The organism is Salinicola sp. V024 (genome assembly GCF_052645315.1).
The window spans coordinates 198,694-222,280 of the sequence record NZ_JBQXYB010000004.1; the positions used below are offsets into that span (position 1 = coordinate 198,694).

General features: G+C 62.4%; 23 protein-coding genes. 20 read left to right on the forward strand and 3 right to left on the reverse strand.

What is annotated here, in order from left to right; translation table 11 throughout:
- Positions 1 to 29 precede the first annotated feature (29 nt).
- The 3 genes from ACUN9V_RS08620 to ACUN9V_RS08630 all read left to right on the forward strand — a co-directional run bounded on the left by ACUN9V_RS08620 (position 30) and on the right by ACUN9V_RS08630 (position 2,338).
- Positions 30 to 1,082 (forward strand): M4 family metallopeptidase, encoded by a 1,053-nt coding sequence (locus ACUN9V_RS08620; RefSeq protein ID WP_075563873.1) that lies wholly within the window; start codon positions 30 to 32, stop codon positions 1,080 to 1,082.
- Positions 1,079 to 1,498: a protealysin inhibitor emfourin gene (locus ACUN9V_RS08625; RefSeq protein ID WP_445511101.1), complete on the forward strand. Its 420-nt coding sequence runs from the start codon at positions 1,079 to 1,081 to the stop codon at positions 1,496 to 1,498. Before ACUN9V_RS08620 ends, ACUN9V_RS08625 begins: the two co-directional genes overlap by 4 nt.
- 345 nt (positions 1,499 to 1,843) lie before the next feature.
- The gene (locus ACUN9V_RS08630) at positions 1,844 to 2,338 is read left to right on the forward strand and encodes a DUF3465 domain-containing protein (RefSeq protein ID WP_445511102.1); all 495 of its coding nucleotides are present in this window, start codon (positions 1,844 to 1,846) and stop codon (positions 2,336 to 2,338) included.
- A gap of 72 nt (positions 2,339 to 2,410) precedes the next feature.
- On the opposite strand, the gene ACUN9V_RS08635 is transcribed toward ACUN9V_RS08630, so the two are convergent.
- The gene (locus ACUN9V_RS08635) at positions 2,411 to 3,157 is read right to left on the reverse strand and encodes a glycosyltransferase (protein WP_445511103.1); all 747 of its coding nucleotides are present in this window, start codon (positions 3,155 to 3,157) and stop codon (positions 2,411 to 2,413) included.
- 458 nt (positions 3,158 to 3,615) lie between these two features.
- Here ACUN9V_RS08635 and ACUN9V_RS08640 point away from each other — a divergent pair, with 458 nt between their 5' ends.
- Genes ACUN9V_RS08640 through ACUN9V_RS08650 form a run of 3 tightly spaced genes read left to right on the forward strand, consistent with a single transcriptional unit; the run spans position 3,616 to position 6,039 of the window.
- Positions 3,616 to 4,278: a response regulator transcription factor gene (locus tag ACUN9V_RS08640; RefSeq protein ID WP_445511104.1), complete on the forward strand. Its 663-nt coding sequence runs from the start codon at positions 3,616 to 3,618 to the stop codon at positions 4,276 to 4,278.
- Positions 4,275 to 5,672, forward strand: coding sequence for an ATP-binding protein (locus ACUN9V_RS08645; protein ID WP_445511105.1), 1,398 nt, complete (start codon positions 4,275 to 4,277; stop codon positions 5,670 to 5,672). The genes ACUN9V_RS08640 and ACUN9V_RS08645 overlap by 4 nt, the downstream gene beginning before the upstream one ends.
- A 46-nt stretch (positions 5,673 to 5,718) precedes the next feature.
- Positions 5,719 to 6,039, forward strand: a complete 321-nt coding sequence (locus ACUN9V_RS08650) for a DUF2834 domain-containing protein (RefSeq protein WP_075563879.1) — start codon at positions 5,719 to 5,721, stop codon at positions 6,037 to 6,039.
- Positions 6,040 to 6,058: 19 nt separating this feature from the next.
- Here ACUN9V_RS08650 and epmB read toward each other — a convergent pair whose 3' ends face one another.
- Entirely contained in the window at positions 6,059 to 7,105 is a 1,047-nt protein-coding gene (gene epmB, locus ACUN9V_RS08655; protein WP_075563888.1) for an EF-P beta-lysylation protein EpmB, read from the reverse strand.
- 97 nt (positions 7,106 to 7,202) lie between these two features.
- Here epmB and efp point away from each other — a divergent pair, with 97 nt between their 5' ends.
- The 3 genes from efp to epmA all read left to right on the forward strand — a co-directional run bounded on the left by efp (position 7,203) and on the right by epmA (position 9,734).
- Positions 7,203 to 7,769, forward strand: coding sequence for an elongation factor P (gene efp / locus ACUN9V_RS08660; protein ID WP_075563880.1), 567 nt, complete (start codon positions 7,203 to 7,205; stop codon positions 7,767 to 7,769).
- A 208-nt stretch (positions 7,770 to 7,977) separates the two neighbouring features.
- Complete coding sequence (locus tag ACUN9V_RS08665; protein WP_445511106.1) at positions 7,978 to 8,748, forward strand: SDR family oxidoreductase; 771 nt, start codon at positions 7,978 to 7,980, stop codon at positions 8,746 to 8,748.
- Positions 8,745 to 9,734 carry an EF-P lysine aminoacylase EpmA gene (gene epmA, locus ACUN9V_RS08670; protein WP_281492066.1) on the forward strand — a complete coding sequence of 330 codons (990 nt, stop codon included), beginning with the start codon at positions 8,745 to 8,747 and terminating at the stop codon, positions 9,732 to 9,734. Before ACUN9V_RS08665 ends, epmA begins: the two co-directional genes overlap by 4 nt.
- Before the next feature lie 7 nt (positions 9,735 to 9,741).
- On the opposite strand, the gene ACUN9V_RS08675 is transcribed toward epmA, so the two are convergent.
- A complete protein-coding gene (locus ACUN9V_RS08675) occupies positions 9,742 to 10,692 on the reverse strand; it encodes a LysR family transcriptional regulator (protein WP_445511107.1) in 951 nt (316 codons plus the stop codon).
- Between the two features lie 216 nt (positions 10,693 to 10,908).
- Between ACUN9V_RS08675 and ACUN9V_RS08680 the strand changes: the two genes are divergently transcribed.
- The 11 genes from ACUN9V_RS08680 (at position 10,909) to ACUN9V_RS08730 (ending at position 23,539) form a co-directional block, all read left to right on the forward strand.
- On the forward strand, positions 10,909 to 12,546 hold the full coding sequence (locus tag ACUN9V_RS08680; protein ID WP_210403274.1) for an ABC transporter substrate-binding protein: 1,638 nt from the start codon (positions 10,909 to 10,911) through the stop codon (positions 12,544 to 12,546).
- Between the two features lie 63 nt (positions 12,547 to 12,609).
- Entirely contained in the window at positions 12,610 to 13,557 is a 948-nt protein-coding gene (locus ACUN9V_RS08685) for an ABC transporter permease (RefSeq protein ID WP_075563882.1), read from the forward strand.
- The gene (locus ACUN9V_RS08690) at positions 13,554 to 14,459 is read left to right on the forward strand and encodes an ABC transporter permease (RefSeq protein ID WP_445511108.1); all 906 of its coding nucleotides are present in this window, start codon (positions 13,554 to 13,556) and stop codon (positions 14,457 to 14,459) included. Before ACUN9V_RS08685 ends, ACUN9V_RS08690 begins: the two co-directional genes overlap by 4 nt.
- Positions 14,456 to 16,180, forward strand: coding sequence for an ABC transporter ATP-binding protein (locus ACUN9V_RS08695; RefSeq protein ID WP_445511109.1), 1,725 nt, complete (start codon positions 14,456 to 14,458; stop codon positions 16,178 to 16,180). The genes ACUN9V_RS08690 and ACUN9V_RS08695 overlap by 4 nt, the downstream gene beginning before the upstream one ends.
- A 65-nt stretch (positions 16,181 to 16,245) precedes the next feature.
- Positions 16,246 to 17,766 carry a M81 family metallopeptidase gene (locus ACUN9V_RS08700; protein ID WP_075563884.1) on the forward strand — a complete coding sequence of 507 codons (1,521 nt, stop codon included), beginning with the start codon at positions 16,246 to 16,248 and terminating at the stop codon, positions 17,764 to 17,766.
- A 47-nt stretch (positions 17,767 to 17,813) separates the two neighbouring features.
- Positions 17,814 to 19,010, forward strand: a complete 1,197-nt coding sequence (locus ACUN9V_RS08705) for a M20 aminoacylase family protein (protein ID WP_445511110.1) — start codon at positions 17,814 to 17,816, stop codon at positions 19,008 to 19,010.
- Entirely contained in the window at positions 19,007 to 20,155 is a 1,149-nt protein-coding gene (locus ACUN9V_RS08710; protein ID WP_445511111.1) for a M20/M25/M40 family metallo-hydrolase, read from the forward strand. Before ACUN9V_RS08705 ends, ACUN9V_RS08710 begins: the two co-directional genes overlap by 4 nt.
- Positions 20,156 to 20,331: 176 nt before the next feature.
- A complete protein-coding gene (locus ACUN9V_RS08715; protein ID WP_445511112.1) occupies positions 20,332 to 20,979 on the forward strand; it encodes a DsbA family oxidoreductase in 648 nt (215 codons plus the stop codon).
- Positions 20,980 to 20,981: 2 nt separating this feature from the next.
- Complete coding sequence (locus ACUN9V_RS08720; RefSeq protein ID WP_445511113.1) at positions 20,982 to 22,154, forward strand: FAD binding domain-containing protein; 1,173 nt, start codon at positions 20,982 to 20,984, stop codon at positions 22,152 to 22,154.
- A 98-nt stretch (positions 22,155 to 22,252) separates the two neighbouring features.
- The gene (locus tag ACUN9V_RS08725) at positions 22,253 to 22,663 is read left to right on the forward strand and encodes an FAD-dependent oxidoreductase (protein WP_445511114.1); all 411 of its coding nucleotides are present in this window, start codon (positions 22,253 to 22,255) and stop codon (positions 22,661 to 22,663) included.
- Complete coding sequence (locus ACUN9V_RS08730; protein ID WP_445511115.1) at positions 22,664 to 23,539, forward strand: NAD(P)/FAD-dependent oxidoreductase; 876 nt, start codon at positions 22,664 to 22,666, stop codon at positions 23,537 to 23,539.
- Positions 23,540 to 23,587 lie beyond the last annotated feature (48 nt).

Below are 23,587 nucleotides of genomic sequence, written 5' to 3' on the forward strand. Positions count from 1 at the left end.
ATTCACTCTGGCTCACAGGAGGTGATCGAATGGCAGGAACCACTGATTCCACCCGGTTTGCAGGCATCATGCCGCCTCATGTTCTCGAACGCATCATGTCTCACGGCAATGCGCGACTGCAGCAGTGTGCGCGGGCGACGCTGCAGACCGATGCCCAGTTTCGATTGCGTAACGCCACGGCGATCCAGGCGCGGCCCGCCGATAGCGGCAAACCCGGCGAGGCCGCGCGTTACATCTACTCCGCGAACAACCAGCAGACGCTGCCGGGCAATCTGGTTCGGGAAGAGGGTGATCCCGATAGCGGTGACGTGGCCGTCGATGAAGCGTATCGATGGCTTGGCGCCACGCATGTCTTCTACTGGCAGGTGTTCGAGCGCGCTTCCATCGATGGCGAAGGCATGGCCCTGCTGGGGACCGTCCACTATGGCGAAGACTACGACAACGCCTTCTGGAACGGCGCCCAGATGGTCTTCGGGGACGGTGACGGTGAACTGTTCAATCGTTTCACGGCGGCGCTCGATGTCGTTGCCCACGAATTGACCCACGGCGTCATCGAGCGTGAAGCCGGACTCGTCTATGCCGATCAGTCCGGAGCGCTCAACGAGTCGCTGGCGGATGTCTTCGGCGCCATGGTCAAGCAGCATCATTTCGAGCAGAGCGTCGATGAGGCCGACTGGCTGATCGGCGAGGGGCTACTCACCGATCGCGTCAATGGGCGCGCCCTGCGTTCAATGGCCAATCCTGGCAGCGCCTACGACGATCCGGTGCTGGGCAAGGATCCGCAACCCGGTCACATGGACGATTTCGTGCGGACTTCTTCGGACAACGGCGGCGTGCACATCAATTCGGGCATTCCCAATCGCGCGTTCTATCTGGCGGCAAAAGCGTTCGGCGGCTTTGCCTGGGAGCAGGCCGGTCCGGTCTGGTTCGACGCGTTGACCGACCCGCGACTGCAGCGCGACGGCAATTTCGCCGAGTTCGCTCGGCTGACCGTCGACTGTGCGGCCAAGCGGTTCGGCGCCGACAGCGATGCCACGCGCATCGTTCAGCGTGCCTGGGCGGATGTGGGCGTGCTGTCATGAACAGCAAGGGCCCCTTCTGGCTGGAGTCGACCAGCGTATTGCTGGTTAGCCGAGAGGGTGGTTTCGTGGTGACTCCCGGCCTGTCGGCACCCAGGCGAATCGACTGTCAGGAATTGAGCGAGCCGCAGCGCAACAAGCTGCAGCGGGTGCTGGAAGAGCTCGATCGGCAGGGTTCGATCCATCAAAGCGCTGACGCTAACGGCCCTGCCGATTCGCCATCGGACTCCCAGGGCGATGCTCGCCGAAACTCGGGTGCCGCTCCGGCCGGGGCCGACGGACGCTGGTTTCGCGTCACGCTGGAGATTTCGTCGAGTCTTCCTTCACGCGAATGGGAACTGGATGAACGCGCGGCGCCCAGCTCGTTGATTGGCCTGTGGAAACGGGGAGTCCAGATACTCGATGAGAGTGACGATTAACCCGGGAGGCGAGAGTTTACGGGTTTTTTTTCATCCAGCCGGAACTCTTTCGACAGTTCGTCCTCAGAGTAGGTAGCCCAGGACGGGCACACAGCGTAGGCCGAACCTCAATTGGGTTCGGCCTTTTTTTGTGCGTCTGTACGGCCGATTTCGACATCGGGCCAGTGCCGACCAATACAGCGTCGGCGAATATAGTGTCGGCGAATATAGCGTCGGCGAATATAGTATCCACGAAGATAATGTCGGCGAATTTGGTCGAGGGCGTGAGTCGTCGTTGTCGATTGGACGTCGAAGCGACGTAAAATCGAATCGACGTAAATCCAGGCGATCGAAAAGCGAGTTGGCATGCGACAAAGCGGTTTCAGGCGTTATCGATGGGTGCTGGTCGGGCTGTTGGTTCTGGCTGCGGTGGCGCCGCTGGTCAAGCAGCTGGGCGGGTCCGGAGGCCTATTTCCGTCGTCCGTGCCTGGCTCCGATACCGGTGATGGCGTTGCCTCCCAGAGCCGCGCCGAGACGACGCTCAAGCATGCGTTCGAGACGCACCGCGAGGCGTTCTCGATCGAAGCGGCGGGAAGGGTCGAGCGTGTCTTGCCGGATGACCGAGAGGGGAGTCGTCACCAGCGTATCATCGTCGCGCTCGCGACCGGGCAGACGCTGCTGATTGCGCACAACATCGACGTGGCGCCGCGCCTGGAGTCGATTGCGCCGGGCGATCGCTTACGTTTTCGCGGGGAGTATGTCTGGAATGCGCAGGGTGGCGTGATCCACTGGACTCATCATGACCCGGGCGGCGAACACCCTGGAGGCTGGCTGGAACTCGACGGGCGACGCTACCGTTAGCGTCGCTATCGTCGGCTGCGCCATCGTCAAAGGCGCTATCTTTAAAGGCACTTTCGTCGGAAGCCATTGCCCTCAGCGCGCGTAAACACGAACCCGGGGTTTGCCCGGCGTGCGCTGGGCGTGCCAGCGTCGGGAAAGCCACCACATGCCCATCCAGTCCCTAGCGTATCCCGCCACTCGCGCGGGCATCGACCAGTGTGAAGACCGCGGCATCGACGACACCTGACGCCGATTGACGCGGTAGCTGCCGATACGACCGCCGCTGCGGCGAATCAGCAACGGCAGGAAACGGTGCAGGCTTTCCACCGATGGCAGAGAGGTCAGCACCTCGCGCTGAATCAGGCGAAGGCCACAGCGTTCGCTGTCGGCCAGCTCGATACCGAGGATTCTCGCCACGCGAAACAGCGGCTTTCTCCACCGGCAGCGCGGGTCGAGAGGAATCCCTTCGACCAAGGTTAGCCCCTGATGCCGGGCCTCGCAGAGCATGTCGGGAATATCGTGCGGATCATCTCTGCCGTGAGCATCGAGCGTGACGATCCACTCTCCGCGTGCCAGGCTGCCGGCTTGCCACAGGGCGGCGTCCGCGCCAAGGGTGGCCGGCTGACGATAGAGCCGGATCCGGCTATCGGTGTCCGCTAGTTGCCTCAGGATGCCACGGTTGTTTCTGTCATCGCTCTCGCCCGAGCCGGCATCGATGACGATGAATTCGAGACTCGTCGCATGACGTAGCGCCTGGGAAGCCTCGTCGACAACGTTGCCGACGCGGTGCATGGCGTCCTGGACGATGATCACGAGTGATAGAGTGGGTAGTTCGAGCATGATGAAATCCTGTTGGTTTCCAAAGCGTCGACTTAGCTCGTCCCGTTCGGAACACTCACTATGACAGCCTAATCTTAAAATCGGCTTACACTCGCCGCCGGGTCTGTTGCCGATTGTCGGACGAATCCATGACGATGCCATGGCAGAAATGCCGCGACGGCTACGGTATCGCCACCGGCCGGGATCATTGCATGCCGCCATGGTAGTGAGGGGCCCAGATCGAAGAATGCGTGGTACCGAAAGAGTGCGTGGTACTGGAAGCGTGCACGGTGCTGGAAGCGTGGCGTGGTATTGAAAGGGTACGGGTGCTGGCCCGGGGCAGTGGACTGGGACAGTGGAATGGATAGTGCAATGAATCGGCGATCGAGTGGTCTGAACGATATCAATGACTTCGAAATTCCAGTTTCGCCCACGCTGGCGACCGTACGAAAACGATGGCGACAGTAAGAGAGAATGCCATGAGGGTAATGCTAGTTGAAGACGACCCGTTGTTGGGAGAGGGGGTCGTCGATGTACTGCGGCGTGAACAGATGGTGCCGGAGTGGCTGATGGAGGGTCGCGGGGTCTGCGAAGCGCTCGACGACTCCACTTTCGACGCATTGATACTGGACCTGGGACTGCCGGATATCGACGGTTTCGAGGTGCTGAAACAGCTGCGGGAGTCCCGCAGTCAGATTCCCGTACTGGTACTGACCGCCAGGGACGATGTCGTCAACCGAATTCGCGGGCTCGACAGTGGCGCCGACGACTATCTGATCAAGCCGTTCGACAATGGCGAACTGCTGGCGAGGCTGCGGGCGTTGGTACGTCGAAGCGCGGGGCGTGCTTCACCCACGGTAAACTGTGGTCGCCTGACGCTGGACCCGGCAGCCCATGAGATACGCTTCGATCACGCTGTGGTCGCGCTTGGGCGCCGCGAGCACGACCTGCTGGCCTACCTGATGACACATCCCGGCCAGGTCTTCACCCGGGATCAACTGGTCGAGGTGCTTTACGGCTGGGATGCCGAGGTCGAAAGTAACGTCATCGAGGTTCACGTTCATCACCTGCGACGGAAGTTCGGCAGCGATGTGGTGGCGACCGTGCGTAACGTCGGCTACCGGCTGGGAGCGACGGATTGATCTCGATTCGTCGCTATCTTCGCCGTGTTCTGCTGATTTCGGTGACGCTGATCACCTCGATCGCGGCACTCTGGAGCTATCACGACACCCGCGATCAGATCAACGAGCTGTTCGACGCCGAGCTGGCGCAGACCACGCGAACGATGGTGGCGCTCTACTTCGAGTATCGTGGCGATGGCGGCCGCGAGCCTCAGCAGATGATCCGCGATCTTCAACTGCAACCGGTCCTGGTGCCTGACAGCGCCACCGATGCGCCGACGCCGCTGGGCCATCCGTACGAGAAAAAACTGGGGTTCCAGATCTGGGACACCGACGGCCATGCGCTGCTGGGCATGAAAGCCCCCGGGCTGCTAGACACGCTGATACCCGCGCCGGGATATGCGCATGCCGAAGGTGGCGGTCACGACTGGCGCACTTTCACGCTCTACGATGAGGTCCACGGTGTCTGGGCCAGCGCCGCCCAACGGGATGACGTGCGCGACGAACTGACCTGGCAGATCGCGCTGCGCAATCTGATGCCGCCGGTCATCGGGGTGCTGTTGATCGCTCTGCTGATCCCCTTCGCCATCGCGCGCGGGTTCTTGCCGCTGCTGCGCGTCAGCCGCCAGATCACGGCGCGCCAACCGAGCTTTCTCGAGCCCATCGATGGCAGCCAAGTGCCGGAAGAGATCCGCGGCATGGTCAGCGCACTCAACGGGTTGTTCGGTCGGCTGGCCGAGACGCTGGAAAAGGAGCGGCGCTTCACCGCCAATGCCGCGCACGAGCTGCGCACGCCGCTGGCCGCCATCAAGGTGCACGCCCAGAACCTGCTGAACGATACCGTCGAGGAGCGCGCTCAACGCGGTGCTCGCTCGATCATCTACGGCGTCGATCGGATGACTCGCGTGGTCGAACAGCTGTTGACGCTATCGCGACTGGAGAGCGAGGGGGGCCTGAATCGCCAGAGGATCGATCTGACGCGACTGGGGCGAGAACTGCAGCGCGACATTCAGCCGCTGATCGAGAGCCGGGCGATTCGATTCACTCAGGACATCCCCGGGGCTCTGAGTGTGCTCAGTTACGAGAACGGGCTCTACGTGCTGCTGCGCAACCTGCTCGACAACGCCGTGCGCTATACGCCGGAGGGCGGCGTGGTGCGCCTGCGAATGTGGCAGGCCGAGATGCGATTGCATATCGAGATTGCCGACAGCGGGCCGGGCATCCCGGTCGCCGAGCGGGAGCGCGTGTTCGAACGCTTCGTGCGCCTGGCCGGGCAGCGCACCAGCGGATCGGGGCTCGGGCTGTCGATCGTTCAGGAGTTGGCCGAGCGGCTCGGGGGAGATATCCGTCTGGACGAGACTTCCTTGCCGGCCGCCAGTGGCCTGAGCGTTCAGGTGACGCTGCCGCTATCCTGAGTTCTTATAAAGCCTGTCAAACGGACTGCCACACAGGATGTTGCCGATGTTGCGTTTTCTCGTACCTCTGATGACGCTGATCGTGTTCATGGGATACACGATCTTCGCGATCACCACCAGCGACCAGACGCTGGGCCAATTCGCCAGCGGCTTGATGAGTCGTCCAACGACCGCAATGGTAGTGTTCGATGTCTACCTGGCGTTGATCATGATCGCGGTATGGATGTTCTTCGACGCACGCCGACGCGGCCACGGTATCGGCTATCTACTGGTGTTTTACGTCATCACCTTCTGCTTTGGCTCTGCCGGGCCGCTCGCCTATCTGACCCTGCGCGGCTGGCGAGACTATCGACATCTCTCCTCGTGACGGAACCGGGTTGAGTTCCTCATAGCGGTGTCTTGCTCAGCTCACCGGGTACTTCGCGTACCAGGCGCGGCATCAGGAAACCGGCGAGACGCTGGCGTAGCGCTTCTATCAACTGACGGGCCTCGTGATCGGGCACGTCGAAGTGAGCCGCTCCCGATACCGGATCGAGCACATGCAGGTAGTAGGGCAGGATGCCGGCCTCGAATAGGCGCTCCGAGAGTGCAGCCAGCGTGTCGACATCATCGTTGACCCTGCGCAGGAGCACACTCTGATTGAGCAGAGTGACACCGGCGGCCTTGAGCCGGGCGCAGGCGGCGATGACGGCTTCGTCGATCTCCTGAGCGTGATTGATATGCAGCACCATCACGGTCTGCAGTCGAGTCTTGCGCAACCAGTCGAGCAGCGCATCGTCGACCCGGTCGGGAATCACCACCGGCAGGCGGGTGTGGATGCGCAGCCGCTTGAGGTGCGGGATCGCATCCAGCCGCTCGACCAGCGTCGCCAGGCGACGGTCCGGGGAGGCGAGTGGATCGCCGCCGGAAAGGATCGCTTCCAGGATCGAGGCATCCTCGCGCAGGTAATCGAGCGTCTGCTCCCACTCGCGCATCGAGGGCGCGTTGTCGGCGTAAGGGAAATGCCGGCGAAAACAGTAACGGCAGTTGATGGCGCAGGTCGGGCTGGCGATCAGCAACGCCCGGCCGGGATACTTGTGGATCAAGGCCGGCTTGGGAGTGTGATCGCGCTCTTCCAGCGGGTCATCGACGAAGCCCTGCACGGCATCGCTTTCGACGTCCAGCGGCAGTACCTGGCGCAGCAGCGGATCATCGGGGTCGCCACGACGTATTCGGGAGAGATAGGCCTGCGGTACCCGCACGGGGAACAGTTCGTGGCCCGTCCGTGCGCCCAATACCCAGTTGGGGTCCAGGGCCAGGTGCTGACATAGCGCCACGGGATCGCGAACGACATCACGCAGCTGTTGCTGCCAGTCGCCAGCCGGGGTGTCGGATACGGGCGCCGTGTGTACGACCTCTTCGCAATGCACAGCGATCGGGGTTCGGGTTATCATGCTGACCACTTAAAATCAGAGCGCATGCCGCAGGGCATAGCGCGGAATTGGGATTTGTCGTCGCGGATGGCCCGCGATCGTTCATTTGTGAGGAATCATGGCGAACTATTCTACCAACGAATTCAAGGGCGGCCTGAAGGTGATGCTGGATGGCGACCCGTGCAACATTCTCGAGAACGAATTCGTCAAGCCGGGTAAAGGCCAGGCTTTCAGTCGCGTCAAGCTGCGCAACCTGAACACCGGGCGGGTCTGGGAGCGCACGTTCAAATCCGGCGAATCGCTGGAAGGCGCCGACGTCATGGATCTGGACATGGAGTATGTCTACTCCGATGGCGACATGTGGCACTTCATGAAGACCGACGGCTCTTTCGAGCAGTATGCGGTCGACAAGAAAGCCATTGGCGACGTCGAGAAGTGGCTCAAGGAACAGGCGGTCTACACCGTGACGCTGTGGAACGATAACGCGATTGCCGTCTCTCCGCCCAACTTCCTCGAGCTCGAAGTGGTCGAGACCGACCCCGGCCTCAAGGGCGACACCGCCCAGGGTGGTTCCAAGCCGGCGAAACTCTCCTCGGGGGCGACGGTGCGCGTGCCGCTGTTTATCAACCAGGGCGAAATTCTCAAGATCGATACGCGCAGCGGCGAGTACGTCTCCCGAGCTTGAAAAGTTCTTCCTGCGAGCGCTCGGAGAGCACACGGCGTTCGCGGAAGAAACTTGATATTGATCCTTCGAAAGCCACGCCTGCGCGTGGCTTTCGTCGTTAGGGCGACCTCTGGCTGGCCGGCGGGACATCGACTGCCGTTCGCCGATCGCATTATGCTTGCCAGAGTGTTTGCCGAATAGCGCCGGACAGTGGGTGAGGAGACATGAGATGGCCAGACTAGCGGGGCGCAAGGCGTTGATCACCGGCGGTGCCAGCGGTATCGGCCTGGCAACGGCGGAACGGTTTCTCGCCGAAGGGGCCGATGTCGTCGTGCTGGATCGCGATACGGTTGCTCTCGAGCGCGAATCGACAAGGCTCGCTGCCCGCTTTGCCTCGCGCTGTGTGGGGGTCGAGGCCGACGTCGCCGATGTCGACAGCATTGCTGCCGGCGTCGAGCAGGCACTCTCGACGACGGGGCGCATCGATATCCTGGTCAACGCCGCCGGCGTCAACGTCTTCGGCGATCCGCTCGAACTCGATCGGGAAACCTGGCGGCGCTGCCTGGCGATCAATCTGGAGGGCGCCTGGCACATGATTCAGGCACTGTTGCCGGGCATGCTGGCGGCGCGATACGGCCATATCGTCAATATCGCTTCGGTTCACGGCCACAAGATCGTTCCCGGTGCCTTTCCGTATCCCGTTGCCAAGCACGGACTGATCGGGCTGACCCGGTCGCTGGGGATCGAGTACGCGGATCGCGGAATTCGGGTCAACTCGATCTCGCCGGGGCTGATCCGCACGCCCGCCGCCGAGGCCTGGCTGGCGCAGTGCGACGAGCAGGAGCGTCAGCGCCAGGTCGAGCTGCTGCCCTGCAAACGGCTGGGCGAAGCCGACGAAGTCGCCAATACGGCGCTATTCCTGGCCAGTGACGAAGCCCGTTTCATCAACGCCACCGATATTCTGATCGACGGTGGCCGCAGTCAGGTCTACCACCTGTGACGGATATTCGCGGCGCCGATGACTGGCAGCCCACGGCCACGATCGAGACGCTGCGCGCGCGGGCGCAGCTGATGGCGAAAATCCGGGCGTTCTTCGCGGCGCGGGACGTGCTGGAAGTGGAAACGCCGATTCTCGGTCATGGCGGCAGCACCGATCCGCATCTCGACTCGCTGGCGCTCGAAGCGATCACGCCGGATGGCCATGAACGCCTGTGGCTGCAGACGTCTCCCGAATTCCACATGAAGCGGCTGCTGGCCGTCGGCAGCGGTCCGATCTTCCAGCTGGCGCGCAGTTTTCGCGACGGCGAGGTCGGGCGGCGCCATAACATCGAGTTCACCATGCTCGAGTGGTATCGCCCGGGTCTGTCGCTGGCGGGGCTGATCGACGAGTGCGAGGCGCTGATTCGCCACGTACTGCCGATCGACCCGGGCCCGCTGCGTCAGCGGCGCTACCGTGATCTTTTCCGCGAGACGCTCGATGTCGATCCGTTCACCACGTCGCTCGCGATCTTGCGCCAGCGTGGTGCCGAGATCGGCGGGTTGTCTATGACCGACGCCGATCGTGACGGCTGTCTCGACCTGCTGATGAGCTTCGCTATTGAGCCGCTGCTGGGCCGAGAGGGGATCGATGTCGTCGTCGACTATCCGGCCAGCCAGGCGGCGCTGGCGCGTAAGCATCGAGATCCGGAGGACGGCGCGGAAGTGGCCTCGCGATTCGAGATCTATCTTCACGGCATCGAGCTCGCCAACGGGTACGACGAGTTGACCGATGCCGCGGAGCAGGCCGTGCGCTTCGCCGATGACAACCGCCAGCGCCAGGCGCTTGGCAAGCCAACGGTCGATATCGATCATCGTTTGGTGGCAGCGCTCGAATCCGGCATGCCGCCCGCCAGCGGCGTGGCACTCGGCGTCGATCGCCTGATTCAGCTGGCGTTGATGAAAGATTCGATCGCCGAGGTCATGGCGTTTCCCACGCCGCGGTGTTGAACCGCGCCTACCAATCGACCCGCTCGCGTTCACCGAATGGCCAGAGGTCGACGATCTCCCTCAGCAGCTGCTTGGCGGCCGGCGATAGCGGACGCTGACGACGCACGATGACGTGCGCTTCTGCTTCTTGAAAGACCGGATGATCGATCTCCAGCGCGACCAGTTGGCCGCGCCGCAGCTCGTGCAGCAGAGCCACGCGGCCGATGAAGGTCACGCCGTCGCCGGAACTCACGTACTGCTTCAGCGTAGCCAGTGAGTTGCTGACCAGGCTGGCATGGAAATGACGCTTGCTGATGACTGCCGCGGCGTCGATCAACTGCCGGATACCATAACCATGACCCACCAGACCCAGCGGCCATTCGAGGGTGGCATCCAGTGCGAGCGGTTGGGGCAGTCGAGTCAGCGGATGTCTCGGGTGAACGATAGCGCAGAGCGGCTGATGGACTGAGACGACCGACTCGATACCGGGAGTCAGCCTGGGCGCATAGGCGATGCCGATATGGGCCTGGCCCTCGTAGACCTGACGCACCACGTCGTTGACGTTGGCCAGGTTCATTTCGACGGTCAGTTGTGGATGACGAGCGCAGAAATCGTTCATCACACCACTCATCAAGCGGTCGCTGTACCCCTCGCTGATCGCCAGACTGATATGACCGCGTTGCAGCCCATCCAGTTCGGCTAGCTGTCCGAGCAGCGTCTGCTCGGCGACATCTCGCTCTCGATAGAAGTCGAGCAGAATGCCGCCAGCTTCGGTGGCGCGCACGCCGCGACCATGGCGTTCTACCAGCGTCATGCCGAGCGCCTGCTCGAGCTGTCGAATCTGGCGACTGATGACGGAGGGTTCGACATCGAGGCGGTCCGAAGCGGTGCGGATCGAGCCGGCGTCGAGCGCCTGCGAGAAATAGTGAAGCCAGCGGCTGTTCAGGTGGGCCGGGAACGGTTCTTTGTCATGGGCCACGGGGCGCGTCCGAATAGAAGGAGTTCCAAGAATGCTTCGGATGTTGCTTTTTAAGCAACACTAACCTGTCGACGAAAGTATTGTTTTCTTCACTGCGGGATCTACTCTCGGGGAAGAGCGACATGGGCCGGGCGGTCCTGCCAACGGCAGGAACAATAACAATCGCGTCCGTCCTTATCGTTAACGACAACCATAAGATCGACAACGAGGTTTCTCATGGCGACTCCTTTCTCGCGTCGTTTTTCCGTTGCACGCCGCCGTCTACTGGTCGGTATGACAATGGTGGCATTCCTCTCCACTTGCGGCGCGATTTCATCGCTTGCCGCTGCGCCGGCCGAGGCCAATACCCTTCGCGCGGTCATGCACTCCGGACTGCGCGTACTCGACCCGATCACCACGACCGCTCACATCACCCGCGACCATGGCTACATGATCTGGGACACGCTGCTGGGCATGGACGATAAATTTCAGCCGCAACCGCAGATGGCGGAATGGTCGGTTTCCGACGATGGCATGACCTACACCTTCACCCTGCGCGATGGACTGTCGTGGCACGATGGGGGAGAAGTGACCGCCAAGGACGTGGTGGCGTCGTTCAAACGCTGGACTGCTCGCGATGGCGGCGGTCAGATGCTGATGGATCATGTCGAAAGCGTCGAAGCGACGGATGCCCGCAACATGACGCTGACGCTATCATCGCCATTCGCCTATGTCCTCGAGCTGATGGCGAAGCCTTCATCGGTGCCGCTATTCGTGATGCCGGAGCGTATCGCCAGCAAATCGCCCGACGAAACGCTGACGGTCGAGGATCAAATCGGCTCAGGCCCCTTCACTTTTGTCGCCGACGAGTACGATCCCGGTAACCGGGTCGTCTATGAGAAATTCGAAGACTACGTGCCACGTAAGGAGCCGGCCAGCTGGACCGCCGGCGGCAAGGTGGTCAACGTCGATCGAGTCGAATGGATCAACATGAGTGACGCGCAGACCGCGCTCAATGCCCTCAACTCCGGCGAGATCGACTTTCTCGAATCGCCCTCCGTCGATCTGCTGCCAGTGCTGCAGGCCAATCCTGACCTGACTATCGAGAAGATCAACGAGCTGGGTAGCCAGACCATCGGTCGCTTCAATTTCCTCTACCCTCCTTTCGACGATCCCAAGATCCGGCAAGCGGCTCTGATGGCCATGGATCAGGAAGATGTCCTGGCTTCGCTGGTCGGCAATCCGGAGTTCTATTCCACCTGTGACTCGATGTATGGCTGTCAGACGCCGCTGGCGACGGATGCCGGCGCGCCGGATTCGCTGGCGACCGGTGGCGGGACCGAGGCGGCCAAGAAGCTGCTGGAGGAGGCTGGCTACGACGGTACGCCTGTCGTGATGATGCAGCCGACCGATGCGCCCACGGTCAGCCCGCAGCCGGTGATCGCCGCGCAGTTGCTGCGCCAGGCCGGGTTCACTGTCGATCTGCAGCCGATGGACTGGCAGACGCTGGTGACGCGCCGCGCCAGCCAGCAGCCACCGTCGGAAGGCGGCTGGAACATGTTCTTTACCAACTGGTATATCCCCGAGGTATGGAATCCGCTGGTCAACCCGATGCTCAACGGCCGCGGTAAGGACGGCGGCTGGTTCGGCTGGCCGGACGACGCCGAACTCGAGTCGATGCGCAACGAGTTCGCCAAGGCCACCAGTGACGATGACCGCAAGGCGATTGCCGAGCGCATTCAGCAGCATGCCTTCGAACAGGTGACCTATATCCCGCTGGGCGAGTACTCGATCCCCGCAGCCTGGAATAACGATCTCTCCGGCATTCTGCATTCGCCGGTGCCGGTGTTCTGGAACATCACCAAGTCCGAGTGATCGAGGAGGGGCGCGGCTGTCGTCGCGTCCCGTTCCTGCTGTGAACTGCAACGGAGTACGCTCATGTTCAGCTACTGTCTGCGTCGGACATTGGCGGCAGTACCGGTGATGGTAGTGGTTGCGCTGTTCGTCTTTCTGCTGCTGCGACTCTCGCCGGGTGACCCCGCCGCGATCATTGCCGGCGATATGGCCACGCCGGAGCAACTGGATCGCATCCGCGAAACCCTGGGGCTGAATCAGCCCATCTATATTCAGTTTTTCCACTGGTCCGGCGAGCTGTTGCGCGGCGATTTCGGCACGTCGTTGATGTCGAATCTTCCGGTGACGCAATTGATGGCGCAGCGTCTCGAGCCGACCGTCAGCCTGGCCCTATTGAGCATCGCGCTGTCGGTAGTCGTGGCAGTGCCGATGGGCGTCATCGCGGCCTGGAAACACGGCAGCCTGATCGATAACGCCATCATGTCGATGTCGGTGCTGGGGTTCTCGGTACCGGTGTTCGTGATCGGCTACATCCTGATCAAGATCTTTGCCATCGACCTCGGCTGGTTGCCGGTGCAGGGCTTCAAGCGAATTTCCCAGGATGGCTTCGGACCTTTCATCCAGCATGCGATTCTCCCGGCGCTGATGCTGTCGACGATCTATATTGCGCTGATTGCGCGCATGACCCGCGCCAGCATGCTCGACGTGCTGGGTGAAGACTACATCCGCACCGCGCACGCCAAGGGCGCCAGCGAGAAACGGGTCCTGTTCAAGCACGCGCTGCGCAACGCCGGCGTGCCGATACTCGAGGTGATCGGTACCGGCTTCGCGCTGATGATCACCGGTGTGGTCGTGACCGAGAGCGTATTCAACATTCCCGGACTCGGTCGTCTGACCGTCGATGCCATTCTCTCCCGCGATTATCCCGTCATTCAGGGCTTGATTCTGGTCACCAGCGGGGTCTACGTGCTGATCAATCTCGCTATCGATCTCTCCTATGCGCTGCTCGACCCGAGGATTCGTTACCAATGAGTCTATCAACGCCCGAATCCGTTGCCGCTGAGCGCTCCGAGGCCATGCCACCCCGACGGCGACTGCGATTGTGGCCACGTCGACGCCCCGGATGGACCGTCATCCTGGCCGCGATCTGTCTGACCCTGATCGTCGTCGTGGCCATCCTGGCACCCTGGCTGGCGCCTCACGATCCGCTCAACATGTCGCCGGCAAACCGCCTGAAGCCGGCTGACGACACCTACTGGCTGGGAACCGACGCCTACGGTCGAGACCTGCTGTCACGAGTGCTCTACGGGGCTCGAGTCTCGCTGACCGTGGGGATCGGCAGTGCCCTGATCAGCGTTGTCATCGGCCTGCCGCTGGGTATTCTTGCCGGCTTCTTTCGCGGTCTCGACGCGGTGATCATGCGCGTCATGGATGGTTTGATGGCGATTCCCAGCGTACTGCTGGCCATCGCCATCGTCTCCCTGATCAGTGCCAATCTGTGGACGGTCATGGCGGCGATCACCATCCCCGAAATTCCTCGGATCGTGCGCCTGGTCCGTTCGGTGGTGCTGTCCGCGCGGGAAGAGCCTTACGTCGAGGCAGCCGTGGCGCTGGGCAGCAGTCTTTTCACCATCATGTGGCGCCATCTGATGCCCAACACGCTGGCGCCGCTGATCGTGATGAGCACTTATATCTGTGCCTCGGCAATTCTGACCGAGGCCATTCTCTCCTTCCTGGGCGCTGGCCTCGGTACCGAGACGCCGACCTGGGGCAATATCATGGCGGAGGGCCGAACCTACTTCCTGATCAAGCCATCGCTGATTTTCTGGCCGGGCATCATGCTGTCGATCTGCATACTGTCGATCAATCTGCTCGGCGACGCCGCCCGTGACCGCCTCGATCCCCGATTGCAGAAACGTGGAGGTGCGCAATGACCCATGACGCCATCCATCCCGTGCGGGTGCCGGACCCGGTGCTGATTATCGAGGGGCTGAGGGTCGCGCCGCAATCAACGCCGACCAAGCCGATCCTCAAGGGCATCGACTTCACGATTGCCGCGGGCGAAACGCTCTGCCTGGTCGGCGAATCCGGATCCGGCAAGTCGGTCACCTCGCTGGCGGTCATGGGGCTTTTGCCCAAGGGCATTCTCAAGGCAACCGGGGGACGTATCGACCTGGAGGGGGATTCCCTGCTCGAGGCTTCGAGGGGGCGGCTGCGAGACCTTCGCGCCAGTCGCATGTCGATGATCTTCCAGGAGCCGATGACCGCGCTCAATCCGCTGATGCGGGTCGGCGAGCAGATCGAAGAGGTGCTGATCATGCACCAGAAGGGGCTCTCTTCGAAGCAGCGCCAGGACCGCGTGCTGGAGATGCTCGACCAGGTCCAGCTGCCGGACATCGCGCGCGTCTACGCCAGCTGGCCGCATCAGCTCTCGGGCGGCCAGCGCCAGCGAATCATGATCGCGATGGCGTTGATCCTCGAGCCCAAGCTGTTGATTGCCGACGAACCCACCACCGCGCTGGATGTCACCACGCAGAAGCAGATCCTCAAGTTGATCAAGGAACTGCAGAAGCGCCATGGCACCTCCGTGCTGTTCATCACGCACGACATGGGGGTGGTGGCCGACATTGCAGATCGTGTCTGCGTGATGCGTGACGGTGAAGTGGTAGAGACGCAGCCGATCGAGGATCTGCTGCGCTGGCCCAAGACGGAGTACACCCGCCAACTGCTGACGGCGGTGCCGAGTCTGCGGCCGAGAGCGGCACGCGCCGTGACCGACCGCGAAATCGTGCTGGAGGCGATCGAACTCGAGAAACGTTATGGCGAACGTTCGGCCTGGGCGCGCTGGACCGGTAAGGCGGCATTGCAGACGCCGGCGGCCAGCGACATCAACTTCGCGCTGACGCGCGGGCGGACGCTGGGCATCGTCGGTGAGAGCGGCTCCGGCAAGTCTACCGTCGCCCGCTGCGTGATGCGCATGATCGAACCGACCGGTGGCGGCGTGCGGGTCATGGGCAAGGATATTGCCAGCCTGGGGAGAGCAGCGCTGAAGCCCCATCGCAAGCGTATCCAGATGATCTTTCAGGATCCCTTCCGCTCGCTCAACCCGCGGCTGAAGATCGCCACCAGTCTGGTAGAAGGTCCGGTCAATTACGGTACGTCTCGGGAAGAGGCGCTGGCGAAAGCCGCCGAACTGCTGGCGCTGGTGGGGTTGCCGAAGGATGCGCTGGATCGCTATCCCCATCAGTTCTCCGGTGGACAGCGCCAGCGTATCGCCATTGCGCGGGCGCTGGCGATGGAGCCCGACGTGCTGGTCGCCGACGAAGCGGTCTCGGCGCTGGATGTCTCGGTCCAGGCCCAGGTGCTCGAGCTGCTCGACGAGCTTCAGCGACGGCTCGGCATCGCCGTGCTGTTCATTACCCACGATCTACGTGTCGCCGCCCAGATCTGTGACGAGGTGATGGTGATGCAGAAAGGCGTGGTCGTGGAATATGGACCGGCCGAGCGCGTACTGGGCTCGCCGGAACATCCCTACACGCGCTCGCTGATGCTGGCGGCGCCCGGACGGCACTGGGACTTTTCGGAATTCCGGCCTCTCGATCGCGTCTTCGAAGAGACTCCGACGGCCACATCGACCGCCAGCGTCTATCAGTGAACGGCCGGGGGCCACATGGCCGAGTCGCCGATTCTTCATGATCTACTGGATTCAAGGAATGCTTCATGTCACACCTCCGGATTGCCGTCGGTGGTTTTCTCCACGAAACCAATACTTTTGCGCCTAGTCAGGCGACCTATGAAGACTTCCTGCGCGGTGGTGGCGCGCCACCGCTGAGCGAGGGCGAAGCGGTCTTCGACGCGGTGGCCGCCAGTAATATTGGTCTGTGCGGTTTCATCGATGCCCCCGAAGCCCGGGCATGGCGCCTGATCCCTACGCTCTGGGCGGCGGCGAGTCCGTCGGCTCATGTCACGCAGGACGCCTTCGAGCGCATTGCCGCGCGGCTGTTGGCGGCCATCGACGAGGCGATGCCCCTCGATGGCGTCTATCTCGATCTGCACGGTGCCATGGTCACCCAACACTTCGATGACGGCGAAGGCGAGTTGCTGCGTCGCGTCAGGGCCCTGGTGGGTGAAGACGTACCGATCGTCGCCACGCTGGATCTGCACGGCAACGTCACGCCGACGATGGTCGAGCAGGCCGATATGCTGATTGCTTACCGTACATATCCGCACATCGACATGGCGGAAACCGGCGCCCGCTGCGCCACTGCCGTGGCGAGGCTGCTGTCGGGCAACAGCCGGCCGGCGAAGGCGTTTCGTCAGCTCGATTACCTGATGCCGATCGCCTGGCAGTGCACGGCGGAAGAACCATGCCGCTCGCTCTATGCCGAGGTGGCGGCGATGGAGAGCGAATCGCTACCCTCGGTATCATTCCTGACCGGCTTTCCGGCCGCCGATTTTCCCGACTGCGGCCCTTGCATCGTGGTGTACGGAACCGATCCGGATAGCGCGGATCAGGCCGCCGACCGGCTGGCGGCGAGGATAGCGGCGCAGGAGCCGGCGTTCGCGGGGCGAGTGTTCGAGCCGGAAGCGGGCGTGCGGGAGGCGATGCGGCTGGCGGAAAGTGCGACAAGGCCAGTGGTGATCGCCGATACCCAGGACAATCCGGGGGCGGGCGGGAATTCCGACACCATGGGCATGCTGAAAGCGCTCATCGCTTGCGGGGCGGAGCGCGCTGCGATCGGCAACGTGTTCGACTCGGCAGCGGCCAGGGCCGCGCACGAGGCGGGCGTCGGCGCGGTGGTCCGGCTGGCGCTCGGCGGGCATTCCGGCGTGGAAGGGGACTCGCCGCTGGAGGCTGAGTTCACGGTCGAAGCGCTCTCGGACGGTCGCTTTGTCGCGCCCGGCCCCTATTACGGCGGTGGGCGTCTCGACATGGGCCCATCCGCCTGCCTGCGAATCGGCGACGTACGTGTCGTGGTGGTCAGCCGCAAGGCGCAGATGGCGGATCAGGCGATGTACCGTTCGGTGGGTATCGAACCATTGGAGCAGGCCATTCTGGTCAACAAGAGTTCGGTGCATTTCCGCGCCGATTTCGCGCCGATCGCGGAGACGATTCTGGTCTGCGCCGCTCCGGGGCCAATGGCGGTGGATCCCGCCATGCTGCCCTGGAAACGGTTACGCGCCGGCCTTCGCACCGCCCCGTTGGGGCAGCCGTTCGTACCGGTTGCCGATCCTGCCTAAGAGACCATTCGCGAGCCGTTTCGCCACTGTCACTGCAAGGAGTTTTCATGACGACGTTACCCCGCATCGATGCCTTCACCGCTGAGCTGATCGAGATTCGTCACGACATTCACGCCCATCCGGAAATCGGTTTCGAAGAGCAGCGTACCTCCGCGATCGTCGCCGCCTATCTGCAAGCGCTGGGACTCGAGGTTCACACCGGCATCGGCAAGACCGGCGTCATCGGCCTGATCGACGGCCAGCGAGGGCCGGGCAAGACCGTAGGGCTGCGTGCCGATATGGATGCGCTGCCCATGAATGAAGAGACGGGGCTACCGTTTGCGTCGACAAATCCCGGCCGTTTTCATGGCTGTGGTCATGACGGTCACACCACGATGCTGCTGGGCGCGGCGCGCTATCTTGCCGAGACCCGGGACTTCGCCGGTCGCGCGATCCTCATCTTTCAACCGGCGGAGGAGGGGCTGGGCGGGGCGCGGCGGATGATCGCCGAAAAGCTGTTCGCGCGTTTTCCCTGTGACGAAATCTATGCGCTGCACAATGCGCCGCACCTCGATCACGGTCAGATTCGGGTGATGAGCGGCAAGGCGATGGCGGGCGCGGAATTCTTCGATATCGTCATTCGCGGCCGAGGCAGCCATGGTGCGCAGCCCAATAACGCACGGGATCCGATCGTGGTGGCGACCCAGCTTTCACAGGCCATGCAGAGCATCGTCAGCCGCAATACCGACCCGCTGGACGCTGCCGTGGTCTCGATCACGCAGTTGCACTCGGGCTCCGCCTACAACGTGATTCCGCAGTCGGCCACGCTCTCCGGCACCATTCGCACCTTCGATGACACCGTCGCCGCGCTGATCCACGGACGCATCCGTGAGCTGGCCACCGGGCTTGCGGACGCCTACGGCGTCGAGATCGATGTCGATATCCGCAACATCTTCTCGGTACTGGAGAACCATGCCGAGCAGACCGAGGCGCTGGAAGCGGCAGCCAGGGATATCGTCGGCGAGGCCAACGTGGGCGATCTCGGGCGTCCGGTGATGGGCAGCGAGGATTTCGCCGACATGCTCAGGATCGTGCCGGGCTCCTACTGCTGGGTGGGTCATGCCGGCGATATTCCGGTCCATAATCCGGCTTTCGTGCTCGATGACGGCATTCTGCCGGTCGGTGCGAGCCTGCTGGCACGGGTTGCCGAGCGCCGCCTCAACGAGCTGGCGGACCTGACCGAGTCCCGGGCGGTAAGCGCATGAGTCTTGCCCCGAGTCTCGTAAAGCTCGAATTCGATATCGATGACATGCTGGCCGGGCTACAGCGCTGGGTCGAATGCGAAAGCCCGACCTTCGATGTCGATGCCGTCAATCGCATGATGACGCTGGCGGCGGAGGACCTGCTCGAGCTGGGCGCTGAGGTCGAGCGCATTCCCGGCCCGACCGGGCTCGGCGACTGCCTCAAGGCGAGCTTTCCGCATCCTGCCAGCGAGGAGGGCGGTATCTTGATCATGGCGCATCTCGATACGGTGCATCCCGTCGGGACGCTGGAAACCTTGCCGTTCAGGCACGAGGGCGGTCGCTGTTACGGTCCCGGTATCTGCGACATGAAAGGCGGCACGTTCGCTGCGCTTCATGCCGTGGCCGCGCTGCGGAAAGCGGGCGTCGACACCGCTCTGCCGATTCATGTGCTGCTGACCTGCGACGAGGAGATCGGCAGCCCCGGTACCCGCGAACTGATCGAGCGCGAGGCGGCAAAGCATCACTACATTCTGGTGCCGGAACCGGCACGCGCGGGCAATGGTGTCGTCACCGGGCGCTACGCGATCGCGCGTTTCGATCTGCTGGCTCACGGTCGGCCTAGTCATGCCGGGGCGGCGTTGGCCGATGGCCACTCGGCGATTCGCGAGATGGTTGCGCGAATTCCCGAGATCGAGTCGATGACCGGCGATGATTGCACCTTCAGTGTCGGCGTGGTGCAGGGCGGCCAGTGGGTCAACTGCGTCTCGACGAGCTGCCGTGGCGAAGCGCTGAGCATGGCCAAGCGCCAGGCAGATCTCGATCGCGGCATCGAGCGCATGCTGGCGCTAAACCAGCGTGATGCCGACGGCGTCGGCTTCGAGGTCAAGCTCGGCGTTGTCCGGCCGGTGTGGGAAGCGGATGAGGCGACGCTATCGCTATATGCGCAGGCCAGGTTGATAGCTAATGCGCTGCAAATGCCGCTACCCCATGCCAGCAGTGGCGGCGGCTCCGATGGGAATTTCACGGGTGCGATGGGGTTACCGACGCTCGACGGATTAGGCGTTCGCGGTGCGGGCATTCATACCCTGAACGAGCATATCGAGATCAATAGCCTGGTGGATCGCGCCCGGTTGATGGCGGGATTGATGGCGACGCTGCCGGCCTGACATGATCGCGTTGGTGACGCCACGGCGCTGCGTGATGCGTAGTCGCCGTTGTTTGATACATAGTTGCCGTTGCGTCCTGCACAACGATGATATTCAGATTGGGGCGATTATCTCGAATCTGAACAGTGATAGTTTGATTCTCGTGCCTGGTTCATCGATCACGGAGCGAGAATCCCATGACCCTTCATATTCGCATTGCCTCTGATTTCATCTGCCCCTGGTGCTTTATCGGCGAGCGCCGCCTGATGGCAGCACTGCGCGATCTGCCGGAATCGACCGATGTCTCGATCGAGTGGCTACCGTTCGAACTCAACCCCGACATGCAGCCGGAAGGCATCGATCGCAAGATCTATCGTTCGCTGAAGTTCGGCAGCTGGGAGCGCAGCCAATTGCTCGACCAGCAGACCGAAGCGGCGGCGGACGGTGACGACCTCGCGTTCGACTACCCGGCGATCACCAAGACTCCGAATACCTTTCTTGCTCATCGGCTGATGCAGTTCGCGCAGCGCCGTGGTGGCGGTACCGCGCTCGCCAATGCGCTGTTCTCAGCTTACTTCGAGCGGGGCCAGGATATCGGCGACAGGGAGACCTTAATCTTATTGGCGGTGGGTGCCGGCCTGGGGCGTGCTGAAGTGGAAGCCTTTCTCGCCAGCGACGAGGGTATCGATGAATTGCGGGCGATTGAGCTGCAGCTGCGCAGCGGCGGTGTGCGTGGCGTGCCGAATTTTGAATTCGAAGGTCAAGTCGTCAGCGGTGCCCAGCCAATCGAGGTGCTGTCAGAGGCATTGAAGAATGCTGCCGCCCGCATTCGTCAGGAGGCGTGATCATGGCCACTCAAGTTAGCGGACGGAGCCAGCGTGCCATCGTCATCGGCGGCTCTTTAGGCGGGTTGTTTGCCGGCAACATGCTGCGCAAGGCGGGTTGGGAGGTCGATATTTTCGAGCGCTCCGAACAGGATCTCGATAGCCGTGGCGGTGGCATCGTGCTGCAACCGGAGGTGGTTGAGGTGTTCGAAGCGGCGGGCGTCGATCCGAGCAAGATAGACCTCGGCGTGCACTCCCGCTATCGCACGGTGTTTCGATCCGATGGAAGCGTGCTCAGTAAGCAACTTTCCCCCCAGACTCAGACGTCATGGTCACTGATCTACACCACCATGCGGCGGCAGTTCGGCGAAGCCCATTATCATCAGGGTAAACGGCTGATCGAGATCGCTCAGGACGAGGCTGCAGGAACGGTGACGGCGCGCTTCGAGGATGGCAGCGAGGTGACGGGTGATCTGCTGATCGGAGCCGATGGTAACGGGTCGACCGTTCGCCAGCTGCTATGGCCGGATAACCAGCCAAGCTATGCGGGCTATCTGGCGTGGCGTGGGCTGGTGCCGGAGAATGACATGCCGCCGACGGCGAAGGAATGGCTGCATGGCGATTTCGGCTTCGCCAATAGCGCGGGCTCTCACATGCTGGGATATCTGGTGCCGGGCGAAGGCAGCGACACCCGCGAGGGCCATCGTCTGTACAACTTCGTGTGGTATCGCGTTGCCGATGACGACATGTTGCGCGACATCATGACCGATCGCGACGGACGTGAGCGTGGCTTTTCCATGCCGGAAGGCAAACTGGCTGAACGCTGGATAGCGCATGTTCATGATGATGCTCGTCGTTTATTGCCACCGCCGTTCCGGGATTTGGTACTGGCCACCCAGGCGCCGTTTGCGCAGGCGATCCGGGATCTCACTGTCGACTCCATGGTCAAGGGCCGCGTAGCGCTGCTGGGTGATGCAGCCTTTATCCCGCGTCCGCATACCGCGGCGAGTACGTCCAAGGCGGCCGCCAATGCAATGTCGCTGAGTGAGGCTCTGCGCCGCTGGCCGGACGATATCGACCAGGCGCTCGCGAAATGGGAACCCGGACAGATCATGCTCGGCCGAAGTCTTTACTATCAGGGTACTCGTGCCGGTAACCATCTCATGTTCACAACCGCGCCCAGCCGGGTGGGCTAATAGCTGTGTGAGTTGAAAGCTACGTACGTTGAGAGCTACGTGATTTGATAGCCGTGTGGACTGATAACCGAATGGGCTGATGACCGGGAGGTGATGGAATGTCGGAACGAACAGTGGGCGAAGACGTAGCGGTGACGCTCTATGGTCTGGCGGGCAATGCCGAAGGTTATGACATTCGCGACTATCTGAGCCGTACGCTGGTACCGTTTGAGTGGGTCCGGCTCAGTAGCGAAGCCGAATGTGTCGAGCGGTTAGGGTTGTCCAATGTGGGTGAACTGCGCTTCCCCATCGTCGATATCGCCGGGCAAGAGAGGCTGTTCGCGCCTGATTTGAAGGCAATCGCCGCCGGCCTGGGACGAATCACTCTGCCGCGCTACCGCGAGTATGATGTCTCGATCTATGGCGCCGGGCCGGCCGGGTTGAGCGCTGCGGTTTATGCAGCGTCAGAAGGTCTCAGAACGGTGCTCATTGAGCGCCACGCCGCTGGTGGGCAGGCCGGCACGAGCTAGATGATTGAGAATTACCTGGGTTTTCCCGATGGTACCTCCGGCGCGGATCTTGCGGATCGCGCTCGGCAGCAGGCGGTTAAGTTCGGCGCTGAGCTGGTCATGATGAGCGAGGGCGTCAAGGCGCACTTCGATAACGATCACATCCACGTTCGGCTTGCCGATGGCGAGTCTCTAACGGCGAAATCGAACATCTGTGCGACCGGTGTCGAGTATCGGCGGCTGGGGGTTGCCGATGAAGCGCGCTATCTCGGTCGCGGGCTCTTCTACGGTGCCGGGGCGGCGGAGGCGCCTTACTGCTCGAACGAGCATGTATTCGTCGTCGGCGCGGGGAATTCGGCAGGGCAGGCGGTGATGCATTTTGCCAACTACGCCAGCCGCGTCACCATGCTGGTACGCGGCAGCCAGTTATCGGCAACGCTCTCGCAATATCTCGTCGAGCGCATCGAAGCGCGGGATAACGTGGATGTTATCTATGACACCGAGGTATCGGCGCTACACGGGGCATCGGCGCATCAATCGCCGGTGCTTCAGGGGCTGACGTTGTGCAACCGCAAGGACGGAAGCGAGCATCGACAGTCAGCGAGCCGGCTTTTCGTCTGTATCGGTGGAGAGCCCAACACCGACTGGGCGATGGACACCTCAATCGTGCGCGATGCGTCCAACTATCTGGTGACGGGGCCGGATCTACTGACCCATGGCCAGCCGCCGGCCGGCTGGCCACTCAAGCGCCAGCCTTTCTATCTGGAAACGAGCGTGCCAGGATCCTTCGCGGCCGGAGACGTTCGGCACGGCTCGATCAAGCGCGTGGCGTCGGCGGTCGGAGAGGGTGCCATGGCGGTATCCTTCGTTCATCGCTACCTGCAGGAGCATCACTGAAAGTAGCGTATCGCGCCGGTCATCACTCATCAGGGGTGATTTTGTACT